At 61.5% G+C, this 13,696-nt stretch carries 8 protein-coding genes and 1 pseudogene; 6 read left to right on the forward strand and 3 right to left on the reverse strand.

Annotation, left to right across the window (positions count from 1 at the left end; translation table 11 throughout):
- A pseudogene (locus FTE24_RS11285) lies at positions 1-1,038 on the reverse strand (hypothetical protein); the annotation flags it as partial.
- A 364-nt stretch (positions 1,039-1,402) separates the two neighbouring features.
- Here FTE24_RS11285 and FTE24_RS11290 point away from each other — a divergent pair.
- Both FTE24_RS11290 and FTE24_RS11295 read left to right on the forward strand, forming a co-directional pair.
- Positions 1,403-4,525 (forward strand): PAS domain S-box protein, encoded by a 3,123-nt coding sequence (locus tag FTE24_RS11290; protein WP_337190044.1) that lies wholly within the window; start codon positions 1,403-1,405, stop codon positions 4,523-4,525.
- A gap of 234 nt (positions 4,526-4,759) precedes the next feature.
- Positions 4,760-6,010: a serpin family protein gene (locus FTE24_RS11295; protein ID WP_150229854.1), complete on the forward strand. Its 1,251-nt coding sequence runs from the start codon at positions 4,760-4,762 to the stop codon at positions 6,008-6,010.
- A gap of 82 nt (positions 6,011-6,092) precedes the next feature.
- Here the strand turns inward: FTE24_RS11295 and FTE24_RS11300 are convergent, their stop codons facing one another.
- On the reverse strand, positions 6,093-7,172 hold the full coding sequence (locus FTE24_RS11300) for a bifunctional 3-deoxy-7-phosphoheptulonate synthase/chorismate mutase (protein WP_150229852.1): 1,080 nt from the start codon (positions 7,170-7,172) through the stop codon (positions 6,093-6,095).
- 292 nt (positions 7,173-7,464) lie between these two features.
- Between FTE24_RS11300 and ald the strand changes: the two genes are divergently transcribed.
- From ald to aspA, 3 genes are all read left to right on the forward strand, one after another.
- Positions 7,465-8,601 carry an alanine dehydrogenase gene (gene ald / locus FTE24_RS11305; RefSeq protein WP_150229850.1) on the forward strand — a complete coding sequence of 379 codons (1,137 nt, stop codon included), beginning with the start codon at positions 7,465-7,467 and terminating at the stop codon, positions 8,599-8,601.
- Positions 8,598-9,053: an OsmC family protein gene (locus FTE24_RS11310; RefSeq protein WP_150229848.1), complete on the forward strand. Its 456-nt coding sequence runs from the start codon at positions 8,598-8,600 to the stop codon at positions 9,051-9,053. Before ald ends, FTE24_RS11310 begins: the two co-directional genes overlap by 4 nt.
- Positions 9,054-9,169: 116 nt before the next feature.
- Positions 9,170-10,591, forward strand: a complete 1,422-nt coding sequence (gene aspA, locus FTE24_RS11315) for an aspartate ammonia-lyase (protein ID WP_150229847.1) — start codon at positions 9,170-9,172, stop codon at positions 10,589-10,591.
- A gap of 347 nt (positions 10,592-10,938) precedes the next feature.
- Here aspA and FTE24_RS11320 read toward each other — a convergent pair whose 3' ends face one another.
- Positions 10,939-11,979 (reverse strand): LLM class flavin-dependent oxidoreductase, encoded by a 1,041-nt coding sequence (locus tag FTE24_RS11320; RefSeq protein WP_141446027.1) that lies wholly within the window; start codon positions 11,977-11,979, stop codon positions 10,939-10,941.
- Positions 11,980-12,223: 244 nt separating this feature from the next.
- Here FTE24_RS11320 and FTE24_RS11325 point away from each other — a divergent pair, with 244 nt between their 5' ends.
- Positions 12,224-13,684 (forward strand): serine hydrolase, encoded by a 1,461-nt coding sequence (locus FTE24_RS11325; RefSeq protein WP_150229845.1) that lies wholly within the window; start codon positions 12,224-12,226, stop codon positions 13,682-13,684.
- The last annotated feature ends 12 nt before the right edge of the window (positions 13,685-13,696 follow it).

Genomic DNA, 13,696 nt, shown 5'->3' on the forward strand with positions numbered 1-13,696 from the left:
GTCCGGTGCGGCCGCGCCGGAATCCGCGCGGCGGTCCGCCCCGCCACCGCCCACCGCGCTATCGTCCGCCGCGCCGCGGTCGCGCTCGGCATCGGCGACGGCCTGCGCTTCGCGGATCGCCGCCGCGCGGGCGCTGCGTTGCGCTTCGGCCAGCTCTTCTTCGAAGCGGCTGCGCTCCTGCTTGTGCTGGCGCTTCAGTTCGGCCGATTTGGCGGCCGCCGCTTCGCGTTCTTCGTTCAGGCGGCCGACGAGCCGCCGCTCGGCTTCGAGTTCCTGCTCAAGCCGGGCGGACCGTTCTTGTTCGCGGGCCGCGGCGCGGCGCAGCTCGGCCGCGTCTTTTTCCGCGAGACGCGCCCGCTCTTCGTCTTTGCGGGAGCGCTGTTCCAGCGCTTCGATGCGCCGGTTCAGCTTGTCGATCCGGCGCTGTTCGGCCGCTTCGGCGCGGCTGCCCGATGCCGGGGATTCCGGCCGGGCTTCCCGAACTTCGAAGTCGCTCGTCGCCGGCGGGGAAGAAGGGACTTCGCTGGAAGCGAGCCGTTCCAGGCACCGCTGCGCCGCTTCGGCGCCGGAAGATTCGCCCTGCGCGGACGCGTGGAAATACAGCGCCCAATACAGATGCCATTTGCCGTACTTCTGCGTCCAGCTCCCGGGATCTTCGTCGAACCGTTCCGGGCTGAACGCCGGATTTTCGGCCGTCAGCAGCGGGCGCAGCTCCGGCAGCAGAGCCGAACACAGCTTGCCGCGCAGCTCCAGACTGCTTCGGGCCTGGGCGAGCAGATCGAGCATCGACTTGGCGAACAGCGCCTCCGGCCACTTGCGGGTGCTGCGGCGCGCGAACGGAAATTGAAGCGTCTGCGCCCATTTGCGTTTGGCCGACTCGTTCATCTCGCGTATGAGCGGCGGCACGTATTGGAGCGGAAGCATGGAGATTTGTTCTTCGGTCGCGGTCGGGACATAAGCTCCCCGGTCTGCGGACAGCGCAGCGCCGGCATCTGAAGCGGCCGGTCTTGCGGGCGCGGAAGATTTGATTCGTTTCATGGGCTCCTCCTTCTGGACGGACGGCCAATGCCGCAATAACCGGGGGTTAACGGCGTCGGCGTCGACGGTCATCCTTATTTCTATGGACTTAACTATAGCGAATTTTTACGTAAAGGAAACAAAAAAACGACATTTTTCTACAAAAAAATTAAAACGATAGATCAAAATGCTTTGAGGAGAAACAGACCGGAAAATTGTGCTATCCTTTATATCGATGAGTTGCCTTTTGTTTGACCGGGCCGTGACCCCGATTTATTTGATTTTGCCCGGCCCGATCCGGATAGAAAGCTGTGCGTTTTGGGTAAATCATAAGGATAAGGTTTTAGAGAGAGAACGTTTTTTTTAAAGGAGAATGACATTGACTGTGCCTCAAGTGCCCAACTTATCCGCTTATGCAAGAATTTATAATAAAATGGCGACCGGCATTCTGCTGCTGACTGCGGACGGCCGATGCATCGGTTCGAACCCGGCAATGCATCGGCTTTTCGGTCTGGAAGCGGACGAACTGCTGGGAGAAGGTTACCATCGGCTGCTTCGCACAGACCCCGACATCGCGCTCGATATGATCGATTCGTTGGATTCATGGCTGTCCGAGCCCCGGACGTTCGGACCGGTCGAGATCCGTCTGGCCCGCCGCGGCGGCGAGTCTGTCTGGATCGAGATCCAATGCGAACTGCCCGAGGAAGGCGACGACGCGCCTATCGTGGTCTATATGGACGACGTCTCGGACCGCCAACTTCACCCTATGCAGCCGAGCGACCATACGCGCGAAATTTATCGCCTGATCACGCAAAATATTCCCGACATGATCTCGTTCAGCAAACCGGACGGCACGCTGCTCTACGTCTCGCCTTCCGTCGAACGAACGCTCGGCTACACGCCCGAAGAGATGCTGGGACAGAACCGTACGGAGTATTACCATTCCGGAGACGCGACGAAAATGAAAATCGAAAATACATTGTTTGCGGAAAACAAATCGTTCGAACGCCGGGTGCTGCACAAAGACGGCAGCGTGCGCTGGGTCGACACGTCATTCCGGCTGCTGCACGATTCGAACGGGGAAGTCAGCCGGGTGCTCGTTATCGCCCGGGACGTGACCGAGCGCAAGATGAACGACATCGTGCTGGAAAAAGCGCAGCAGTTGGCGAATATCGGTTCGTGGTACTGGGACGTGCCGCAGAACCAGCTCGTTTTTTCCCGGGAGATGCGCGAGATTTTCGACTATGCGATCGAGCCGGTCGAATCCGGTACGGATTCGTTCGTAGGCGTGATCCATCCCGAAGACCGCACGAAGGTCGCAAGGCGGATTCGTGCTGCCGTGAGCAGCGGCGAAGACGGGGAGATGACGTATCGCATCGTGCTGCCGGGAGGCCAGGAGAAGACCATTTACGGCATCTGGCAGGTGTCGAGGGACAGCATGACGGGCGAACCGCTGCAGGTGATCGGAATCGTGCAGGACGTAACGCAGCGGGTACGGACCGAAGAAAAACTGCGCAGCAGCGAGAGCCGCTACCGGTCGCTGTTCCTGAACCATAATGCGGGCATTATCTCGATGGACATGAAAGGGCGGCTGCGGTCGGCCAATCCGGCGATGGAAGAAATGAGCGGCTACACGCTGGAACAGCTGCTGCGGCTCAGCGTCGGCATGCTGCAGCCCAAGGAATACGCGAAGCTGTCGGGCGAACATTTCATGAAAGCGAGAAAAGGCAAATCTTCGATATTCGAGACGTGCTTTTACCGTCGGGACGGTCAGCTGCGCCATATCAGCATTGCGTTCGTGCCGATCGACTCGGAACAGAAGCAGGAAGGCGTCTACGCCATCATCACGGACATTACGGAACGCAAGCAGTATATCGCGCAGATCGAAGAACTGAGCTATCAGCATTCGCTGCTGCTCAATACGGTATCGGAAGGCATCGTCGGCTTCGGCGCGGACGGCCGGGTCATGTTCGCCAATCCGGCGGCCGCTGCGATGCTCGGTTACGAAGGAACGGAAGTGGCGGGGCTTTCCTACAAAGAGATGATGCGGCAGGCGCAAACGCAGGGCAGCGCTTACGATACCGGAGGAACGACGCTGCTGGACGCGCTCGAATCGGGCGTGACGCAGACGCATCCGGAAGCCGTTTTCTGGCGCAAAGACGGTGGCAGTTTCCTCGTCTCGTATCAGGTGACGCCGATCTCGGACCGCGGGGAGCGCCGGGGCGCGGTACTCGTCTTCCGCGACGTTACCGGAGAGAAAGAAATTATCCGGGCCAAAGAATCGGCCGAACAGGCCGATCGTGCGAAATCCGAATTCCTGTCTATCGTCAGCCACGAACTGCGGACGCCGATGAACGGCATTATCGGCATGACCGACCTGCTGCGCGACAGCGAGATGCAGGGCGAACAGCGGCAGTATATCGAGATCATCCACGAGAGCAGCTACGCGCTGCTCAAGATTCTGAACGAAATTTTGGATATCAGCAAAATCGAAGCCGGCCGCATGGAAATCGCGCCGGAACCGGTCGAGCTGAGCGAAGTGCTAAGCGGCGTGCTGCAGCTGTTTGCGCCCCGCGCGGCGGAAAAAGAGCTGGAACTCAAGTACGACGCCGACGAGAGCATGCATCCGCTACCCGAGATCGTTATGGCCGACAGCGAGCGGCTGCGCCAGGTGCTCATCAATCTGGTCGGCAACGCGATCAAGTTCACCGATAGCGGCAGCGTGACAGTAAGCGTGTCGCCCAAAGCGTTCCGCGCGCCGAACGAGATCTGGATCGAGTTCGCGGTAGCCGACACGGGTATCGGCATCGCGCGTGCCAAGCAGCACCGGCTGTTCCAGCCGTTCTCCCAGCTGCACCCGATTCTGAACCGCAAATACGGAGGTACGGGGCTCGGCTTGTCGATCAGCCACAAATTGGTCGAGCTGATGGGCGGCACGATCTCGGTGGACAGCGAGGAAGGGGAAGGCGCTACGTTCCGCTTCCTGCTGCGTTTCCTGCTTCCGCAGGAAGAAGAAGAGCGTTTCGCCCGGCAGATCGACGCCCAAGAGCGCAGGACGCCTCTGCCCGAGAACATGCCTTTGTCCGCGGAAGCCGAAGCGCTGTCGAACCTGCGCATTCTCGTCGTCGAAGACCATCCGGTGAACCGTAAAGTGCTGCTGGCGATGCTGGCCCGGTTCGGCTGCGGCGCGGATCTGGCCGACAGCGGCGAACAGGCGATCCGGCTCGCCCTGACAGGCTCGTACGACCTGATCTTCATGGACGTCCAGCTGCCCGACATCAACGGCATCGAAGCGGCAGCGCAGATTCGGACCCAGCTTCCGCCGGGCCGCGTGCCGCTGATCGTCGGCGTCAGTTCACTCGTGCGCAAAGAAGACATCCAGCGCTGCCTGGAAGGCGGCATGGACGAGTTTATCGCCAAGCCGGTGTCGGCGCACGAGATCGAACGCGTGCTGAACGACGACCGTCTGCGGCCCGACCGCAAACGTTCGGATTCGACGCGCAGCTGATGCGCGACCCGCAGTTGAATTCGGCCTGAGCCGGATCGGCGTGTCGACCCTTGAACGCGGATAGAATGTTGCGCCACCCAAGCTTTGCCTGAATCAAGCGTCCCGCCCGGTCTTCGGATCGAAGCGGGACGCTTTTTGCTCTGCGCGCCTGCCCGGCTTTTCCTGTTCCGGCAACCTTTTCTGCGCGGCGCGCGTTCATAGGGAAAAGCGATCGTGCACAAGGAGGCGTATAAAATGGACGAGAAGAACGTTCCGAACGCGATAAACGAAATGAACGAAATGAACGGACCCCGGCAGCCCGCCGCGGGAAGCGGCAGCGGGGATTCGCTCCAGGCCGCGGACCGGCGTTTCGCCCGGGCGCTGAACGAATGGGCGTTCGAGCTGTACGAATCGATGGACGGCCCGGGCGGCGCCGGCGCTTCGAACGCGCCGCCCAACCGGATGGTGTCGCCGGCGGGCATCGCGTTCGCCGTGTCGATGCTGCGCGAAGGCGCGCGCGGCTCGACGGCGGACGAAATCGACCGCCTGCTTCATGGGCATGCGCTCGGTAGCGAGCGGCTCGGCGCAAGCCAGCGCAGGCTGCAGGATGCGCTGCTCGCCGCCGATCCGTCGGTCCGGTTCGAGATCGCCAATTCGCTGTGGAACCGCGAAAGCGATCCGCCTTATGCGGCGTTTGCCGAAGCGCTGCGGCGGGATTACGACGCGCAGGTCGGCGCGGTCGATTTCGACTCGCCCGACGCGGCGCTTGCGATCAACGACTGGGTGTCGAAGTCGACGCACGGCAAAATCGTGCAGTTGGCCGATGCCGCTGCGCTGCGCGGCCTGTCATTCTATCTGGCCAATGCGCTGTATTTAAAAGGCTCCTGGTCGGAGCCGTTCGATCCGCGCCTGACGCAGCCTTTTCCGTTTCGCACGGCGGACGGCGCGCAGATCGAAGTGCCGACGATGCGGCGGCAGGGGAGATTCGCCTACTGTGAGCACGGCGATTCACAGGCGGTCCGGCTGCCTTACGGAGATCGCGGGGCTTATGCGATGACGTTGATCCTTCCGGCTCCGGGTCATTCGCTGCAACAGCATAAGGCGCTTACGCCGGCCGGCTTCGCCCTGCGGAGCGGAAGCTTCAAGTCGACGCCCGGCACGGTCGAGCTGCCCAGGTTCAAGGTCGAAAGCGCGTTTGCGCTGAACCGGGTGCTGCAACGGCTCGGCCTGCGCGCGGCTTTCGATCCGGCGCAGGCCGATTTCGGCGGCATCTCGGCCGAGCAGGGCCGGCCTGTCGGCAGCCTCGTGCACAAGACGTTTATCGAAGTCGACGAAGAAGGCGTCGAAGCGGCAGCCGTGACCGGCATTGCCCGGGCGGGAGCCGCTCCGGCGCCGGAACCGCCGTTCGAATTGAAGTTCAACCGCCCGTTCTTCTTCGCGATTACCGAACAGGCGACCGGGCTGATCGTGTTTATGGGCGAAGTCGGCAGCCCGCTGGAATCGTGAACGGCGAGGACAGTCTTGCGCGCTTTTATGCCGCAGCACGCAAAAAAAGCCCCGCGGTTCAAGCCGCGGGGCTTTGTGCGTGTTACGTGCGGGGACCGAACAGGCCGGAGTTTCTCAGGCCGTCCCAGAATACGCCGAACTGCGGAATGTCGAGCTGCTGCCCGGCATCCGACAGCGCCGTTTGCGGGTCCGGATGCACTTCGATCATGATGCCGTCCGCGCCGGCGGCAAGCGCCGCTTTGGCACACGGAAGCATGATGTCTTTGCGGCCCGTGGAATGCGTCACGTCGACCATGACCGGCAGATGCGTTTCCTGCTTGAGCAGCGGAACGGCCGAGATGTCGAGCGTGTTGCGGGTCGCTTTTTCATAAGTACGAATACCGCGTTCGATCAGCATGATCTGCTCGTTGCCGCTGACCATGATGTACTCGGCCGCGTGCACGAACTCGTCCAGCGTCGCGGACAGGCCGCGCTTGAGCAGAACCGGAATTTTCGCGCCGCCCACTTCCTTGAGCAGTTCGAAGTTGTGCATGTTGCGCGCACCGATCTGGATCACGTCGATGTAATCGGCCGCGATTTCGATATGCGAAGGATGCACGATCTCGCTGATCGTCGCCAGACCGAACTCGTCCGCGACTTCCTTCAGCAGCTTCAGGCCGTCGAGGCCCATACCCTGGAAATCGTACGGGGACGTTCTCGGCTTGAATGCGCCGCCGCGCATAACCGTTACGCCGGATTCCTTGAGCGCTTTGGCGACCGTACGCAGCTGTTCGCGCGATTCGATCGAGCAGGGACCCGCCACGAGAATCGGGCTCGGTCCGCCGACTTCGACGCCTTTGAAACGGACGATCGTGTCTTCCGGACGCTTCTTGCGGCTGACGAGCAGTTGGCGCTTATGCTCTTCCTGCTGGATGTTCAGCGACGCTTTGAAGATTTCCTTGAACAGATGCTTCACTGTGCTGTCCGAGAACGGACCTTTGTTCAGGCCGGTAACGCGGTCGAGAATTTCTTTTTCGCGTTCCGGTTCGAATTTGGGCACGCCCTGGTTTTCTTTGACTTGGCCGATCTGGTGTACCAGTTCGGCGCGTTTGCTGAGCAGGTCGAGAAGTTGGGAATCGATTCCGTCGACGCTGGCCCGCAGCTGTTCCAATGTTTCATTCATGTCTGCATAGTCTCCTTTGCGCGGCTATCCATTTTCAAAACAGGGGGCGAGAGCGGCAAAAGCCGGCGAACAGGATCGGTCCTTCAGCCGCTGCAACGCGTTATTTCGAAACAGGATTAAAAGCGTATTTCTACACATTCTAATCCGGTTAGCGCATACATAGCAAGACGTGATAGATCTTTCGGTCAAAAAACGCCGGAAAAAGGACCATTTCTTTTGGATTCGGGCATGTTAAGATGGAATTGGGAACTTTACCCACTTGGAAAAAGCGGGCAAACGGGAGGGATACGGCATGATCATCGGCGTACCGAAAGAGATCAAGAACAACGAGTATCGGGTCGGCATGACCCCGGCTTCCGCCAAAGCGTACATCGCCGAAGGACACGAGGTCCGGGTGCAGAGCGGAGCGGGACTCGGCATCGGGTTTTCGGACGAAGAGTATACGGCGGTCGGAGCTGCGATCGCAGCCGACGCGGCGGAAGCGTGGGCGGCCGAGATGGTCGTCAAGATCAAGGAGCCGCTGCCGGCCGAATACGGTTTTTTCCGCGCGGGGCTGATATTGTACACGTATCTGCATTTGGCTCCGGAACCGGAGTTGACCCGCGCCCTGGCGGACACGTGCGTCACCGGTATCGCGTACGAGACGATCCAGCTTCCGGACGGAAGCCTGCCGCTGCTGACGCCGATGAGCGAAGTCGCGGGCCGGATGTCGATCCAGATCGGCGCTCATTTTCTGGAAAAATCGTCCGGCGGCAAAGGCGTGCTGCTCGGCGGCGTGCCGGGCGTGGAGCCGGGCAGGGTCACGATCGTCGGCGGCGGCACGGTCGGCGTCAACGCGGCGAAGATGGCGATCGGGCTCGGCGCGGACGTGACGCTGCTCGATATCAACGCGGACCGGCTGCGGCGGCTGGACGACCAGTTCGCGGGCCGGCTCAAGACGCTCATGTCGGACAAGCACAATCTGGAGACGGCTGTCGCCCGCGCCGACCTGCTCGTGGGCGCGGTGCTTATTCCGGGAGCGCGCGCGCCCAAGCTCGTCACCGAAGAGATGGTGCGGACGATGGATGCCGGTTCGGTCATCGTCGACGTGGCGATCGACCAGGGCGGTTCGATCGAGACGATCGACCGGATCACGACGCACGACGATCCCGTGTACGTCAAGCACGGCGTGCTGCATTACGCGGTCGCGAACATGCCGGGCGCGGTCGCCCGCACGTCGACGCTTGCGCTGAACATGGTGACGACGCCGTACGGCCTGCAGATTGCGAACAAAGGCTTCCGGGAAGCCGCGCGGGACAACCCCGCGATCGCCAAAGGGATCAACACATGCGCGGGCCATGTGACGTACCGGGCGGTCGCCGAAGCGCACGGATTGGCGTATACTGAAGTGGAAGCCATTCTGAGTGACAAGGGAGAGACTTTCGCATGAATCATATTTTCCGGCTCAAAGCGGACTGGAACGGCGGGCGCAACAGCACCGGCCGGATCGAAAGCGGACAGCTGCAAACGGACATTTCGATTCCCGAGCCGATGGGCGGACCGGGCGTCGGCACCAATCCGGACGAGATGCTGCTCGGCGCGGCGGCGACCTGCTACATCATTACGCTTGCGGCCATGCTCGAACGCTCTTCGATCGAAGTGGAGAGCCTCACGCTGGACGCGGAAGGTGTCGTGGACGTGACGAACAACATTTTCACATACCGCTCGATCACGCACCGTCCGCTGCTCGTGCTGGCCGGCGGGCAGAGCGAAGAAACGCTGGCCAAAGCGGAACGCCTGGCCCGCAAAGCCGAAAGTTCGTGCATGATTACGCGGGCGCTGCAGGGCAACGTCGAAGTGTCGGCCGAGCCGACCGTCACGTTTGCGCAGAAAGCGCATTGAACGAAAGCACGCCTACCGCTAAATGCAAAACTGGAAATTCCCGATAAATATACAGTATGGCGGAAAACGCAACATCGGGCTTCACCAAATAAGCAGTTTGGAAAGGACGGAAAAAGATGCAACCGCAGTTTCGGATCGAAAAAGACTTCCTGGGAGCCAAGCAGGTTCCCGCCGACGCGTACTACGGCGTACAGACGATGAGGGCGATCGAAAACTTCCCGATTACGGGCTACCGGATTCACGAGTCGATGATCCGCGCGCTCGGCATCGTCAAAAAAGCGGCCGCGCTCGCGAACATGGAAGTGGGGCGTTTGCAGCCGCATCTCGGCGCGCCGATCGTCGAGGCGGCGGGCGAAGTGATGGACGGGATCTGGGACGGGCAGTTCATCGTCGATCCGATTCAGGGCGGCGCGGGCACGTCGATCAACATGAACGCCAACGAGGTCATCGCGAACCGGGCGCTTGAGCTGATGGGCAAAGCCAAAGGCGATTATTTCCATCTCAATCCGAACGTGCACGTCAATATGGCGCAGTCGACGAACGACGTGTTTCCGACCGCGATCCATATCGCCGCGCTGTCGCTCGTCGAGAAGCTCGAAGACACGATGGAGCGCCTTCAGCGCTCGTTCGAGAACAAGGCGCGCGAGTTCGACCATGTGATCAAAATGGGCCGCACGCATCTGCAGGACGCGGTGCCGATCCGGCTGGGCCAGGAATTCGCCGCTTATGCGCGCGTGCTGGGCCGCGACCTGCACCGGGTTCGCCGTTCCAAAGAACTGCTGCACGAAGTCAATATGGGCGCGACGGCGATCGGCACCGGATTGAACGCGGACGTATCCTACATGGACGCGGTCGTGATCAAGCTGGCCGAGATCAGTGCCATGCCGCTGCGCCACGCCGAAGACCTCGTCGACGCGACGCAAAATACGGACGCGTACACGGAATTGTCCGGCGCGCTGAAGATTTGCATGATTAACCTGTCCAAAATCGCCAACGATATCCGTCTGCTGGCTTCCGGTCCGCGCGCGGGCCTGGCCGAGCTCAAGCTGCCGGAGCGCCAGCCGGGTTCGTCAATCATGCCGGGCAAAGTCAATCCGGTCATGTGCGAAGTGGTCAACCAGACCGCTTTCCAGGTCATCGGCAACGACCACACGATTTCGCTCGCGTCCGAAGCCGGACAGCTGGAGCTGAACGTCATGGAACCGGTGCTCGTGTTCAATCTGCTGCAATCGATCAGCATCATGAACCAGGCGCTGACCGTGTTCCGCACGCACTGCATCGACGGCATCGAAGCGAACGAAGCGAACTGCGCGGAGTATGTCGAACGCAGCGTCGGCGTCATTACGGCGCTCAGCCCGTATCTGGGCTACGAAATCTGTGCCCGTATCGCCCGCGAAGCGATGACGACCGGCCGTTCCGTGCGCGATCTGTGCCTGATGCACAACGTACTGAGCGAAGAAGAACTGGATATCATCCTGAATCCGTTCGAGATGACGAAGCCGGGCATCGCCGGTTCGTCGCAGCTGACGCGGGACTGATCCGCCGCGGCCGTTCGGATCAAGGTCGGGCCGCTTGGGCCGCGGACCGGCTGCGTTTGGCGCACGGCGGCGTACGTCGTGCATGCTGCGATCGAGGCCGTCGATCCAGGCTGCCGATCAAGGCCGTCAGGCAGGGCAGACCGCGCAGCTATCGCCGCTCAGGCCAAAAAGAGGTTCCCTCCGTGGAGGGAACCTCTTTTTTCATTATGCGGGGGCAGCCCGGTTCGCTCTGGGCAGAGAGCCGGGCTTGTGCGTGCAGCCGGGTTCGGCGTCCGCTTGCGCAGCTGCCGGGCCGGCCAAGTGCGCGAACGGAAGGGCTGCGGCCGTCTCGGACGGCCGACGCTTCGTTAGCGGCTGCCCTGCGCTTCGGGCTGTTGAGTCTGGCCGCTCAGTTCCATCGCTTCCGCGACGAGGCGGACCGACTTGATCCGCGCGTCGAGATCATGGACCGAAGAGACGATCATCAGCTCGTCGGTATGATACTCTTCCGCCAGCTCCAGCAGGCGCTTCTTCACGACGTCCTGCGTGCCGACGACGCGGTAAGCGCGCGTTGCGGCGATCTGTTCGCGGTCGTACGGCGTGTACGGATAATCCATCGCCGTCTGCACCGACGGCAGGTACGGCAGTTCCATGCCTTTGTACATGGCGAGGAAGAACAGGTCGGAACTCGAAGCGAGGCGCTCCGCTTCTTCCTGGGTGTCCGCGCAGACGACGGTAATCGCGGCAAGCGATTTCGGCTTCGGAGCCATCAGCGACGGCTCGAAGTTGTCGTGGTAGAACTCGGTCGCTTCGCGTCCGCCCGGCGTGCCGAAGAACTGCGCGAACGCGTACGACGCGCCGGTCTGGGCCGCCAGGCGCGCGGTGCCGCCGCTTGAGCCGAGCAGCCACAGCTGCGGCACGCTGTCGACCGAAGGCGACACGCTAAGCCCGGCGAAGCGGTGATCGGCCGGGACGGCGTCGTTCAGGTAAGCGATCAGGTCGATGATCTGCTGCGGATACGGATCGGCGCCGTGGTAATGGCCTTCCTGCAGGGCGCGGGTAGACAGCGGGCGTCCGCCCGGCGCGCGGCCTACGCCGAGATCGATCCGGTTCGGGTACAGCGCTTCGAGCAGGCGGAAGTTCTCCGCGACTTTATAAGCGCTGTAATGGGGCAGCATGATGCCGCCGGAGCCGAGCCGGATACGCGAAGTGTTGGCCGCCAGATGCGCGATCAGCACTTCCGGGCTGGAATGGGCGAGCGCTTTGGAACTGTGGTGTTCCGACACCCAGAAGCGGCTGAAGCCGAGCCGGTCGGCTTCCTTGGCGAGCGCGGTCGTCGCCTGAAGCGCTTCTCTCGGGCCGGAGCCTTCGGTGATGGTGGATTGGTCGAGCATGCCGATCTTAAGCATATATGGGTTCCCCTCTCAAGCGCGATTCGTTAGGAACAGCGCCGTGCGCGTAATAAATTTATCGTTCTGATACCTCTATCATATCAAATTCGTAAACATACGTCAAAAAATAACATACTATATAAAGTATAGTTAATTAGATGACTTTCCGTTTCCGCCGCGCACAACTATTCGCCGCCTGCGCGGTATACATAGGTAGACGATCCGCCTTGGCGGGCAGAGAACACGAGGGGGATTCAAGCACATGATATTCGAATGGAAAAAAAGCTTCGCCTGGAGCCGCGCCGCGCTGAGCGCCGGCCTGGCGCTGGCCATAGTCGGCGGCACGCTGCCGGCGCAGTCGGCGGACGCGGCGGGCGCTGCCGGAGCCGCCTCTCTTCCGGCGGCCGCAGGCCGAACGGCTATTTCGGCCGAGATCGACGGACAGCCGGCCCGGTGGGGGCCGAGCGTCTACACGTACCGTTCGCTGACGTACGTGCCGGTACGCGAAGGCGCCGTGTCGCTCGGGGCACAGGTCACATGGGACAAAGTCCAGCGCGCCGCGATCGTGACGCTCAACGGCGACGAACTGCTCTACCGTCCGGGCTCCGATACGGTCTCGATCAACGGCTTCGCCCTGCGCATGCCGGGCACGACGCGCTACGTGGACGGCATTTTGACCGTGCCGCTGCGCGGGCTGACCGAACCGCTCAAAGCGGACGTCGCGCCGGTATCCGGCCCGGGCACGCTGAAGCTGTCGCTGACGACGGATACGCATACGCAGGTCGATCCCGGCATGGAGCCCGTCGACGCTTTTTTGAAAACGCAAAATTTCTCGGGCAGCGTGCTCGTCGCCCAAAACGGCAGCGTCAAAATGCGCAAAGCGTACGGCGTCTCTTCGGCTTCGACACTCGTTCGGCCGACCGACCTTATGCGGCTCGGCTCGCTGACCAAAACGTTCACCGCCGCTTCCGTCATGAAGCTGGCCGAAGAAGGCAAGCTGAGCGTCGACGACACGCTGGCGCAGCATATTCCCGGTTATCCGCGCGGCGACGAGATTACGATCGGGATGCTGCTGTCGCATACGTCCGGCATCGCGCTCAATTTCGAGCGCAAAGAAGGCACCCCGCTTGCGGAGACGGTCAAAGAGATCCAGGCCAGCCCGCTCAAGTTCGTGCCCGGCACCGATTATATGTACAGCAACAGCGGCTACGTGCTGCTCGCTTACATCATTGAAGAGACGTCCGGCATGAGTTATCCCGAATTCGTCCAGTCGCAAATTCTCGAACCGCTTGGCATGAAGAACAGCGGTACGGCGACGCGCCAGACGAAGATTCCGACCGGCTACACGTACGATTGGCAGGAGAAGGCGTGGAAAAGCGTCGACGAGTATTATTTCTCGCCTTCCGGCACGGGCAGCCTGTATTCGACGCTCGACGACATGCTGATCTGGGCCGATTCGCTGAGCGCGGGCAAGCTGTTGTCCGAAGCGACGATGGATGCCATGTACACGCCGACGCCGTACAAAAATTACGGCTACGGCTGGATGACCGAAGGCGAAGGCGCCGACAAAGTCGTGTTCCATAACGGCGGCGGCAACGGCTATACGACCGGCCTGCGGCGCGGCCTTAGCGACGGGACCGTCGTCGTGCTGCTCGGCAATCTCGGCGGCCTCGACACGAATGCGATGACGGCGGCGATCCGCCGGCTCGCTTTCGATCAATAGCAAGCGCAAAAA

Source organism: Saccharibacillus sp. WB 17, from assembly GCF_008634075.2.
Taxonomy (GTDB): Bacteria; Bacillota; Bacilli; order Paenibacillales; family Paenibacillaceae; genus Saccharibacillus; species Saccharibacillus brassicae.

Bases quoted from the DNA above. Each gene is read 5' to 3' on its own strand.
- FTE24_RS11310 (WP_150229848.1), top strand. From the start codon at position 8,598: ATGAATCATATTTTCCGGCTCAAAGCGGACTGGAACGGCGGGCGCAAC.
- ald (WP_150229850.1), top strand. From the start codon at position 7,465: ATGATCATCGGCGTACCGAAAGAGATCAAGAACAACGAGTATCGGGTC.
- aspA (WP_150229847.1), top strand. From the start codon at position 9,170: ATGCAACCGCAGTTTCGGATCGAAAAAGACTTCCTGGGAGCCAAGCAG.
- FTE24_RS11320 (WP_141446027.1), bottom strand. From the start codon at position 11,979: ATGCTTAAGATCGGCATGCTCGACCAATCCACCATCACCGAAGGCTCC.
- FTE24_RS11295 (WP_150229854.1), top strand. From the start codon at position 4,760: ATGGACGAGAAGAACGTTCCGAACGCGATAAACGAAATGAACGAAATG.
- FTE24_RS11325 (WP_150229845.1), top strand. From the start codon at position 12,224: ATGATATTCGAATGGAAAAAAAGCTTCGCCTGGAGCCGCGCCGCGCTG.
- FTE24_RS11300 (WP_150229852.1), bottom strand. From the start codon at position 7,172: ATGAATGAAACATTGGAACAGCTGCGGGCCAGCGTCGACGGAATCGAT.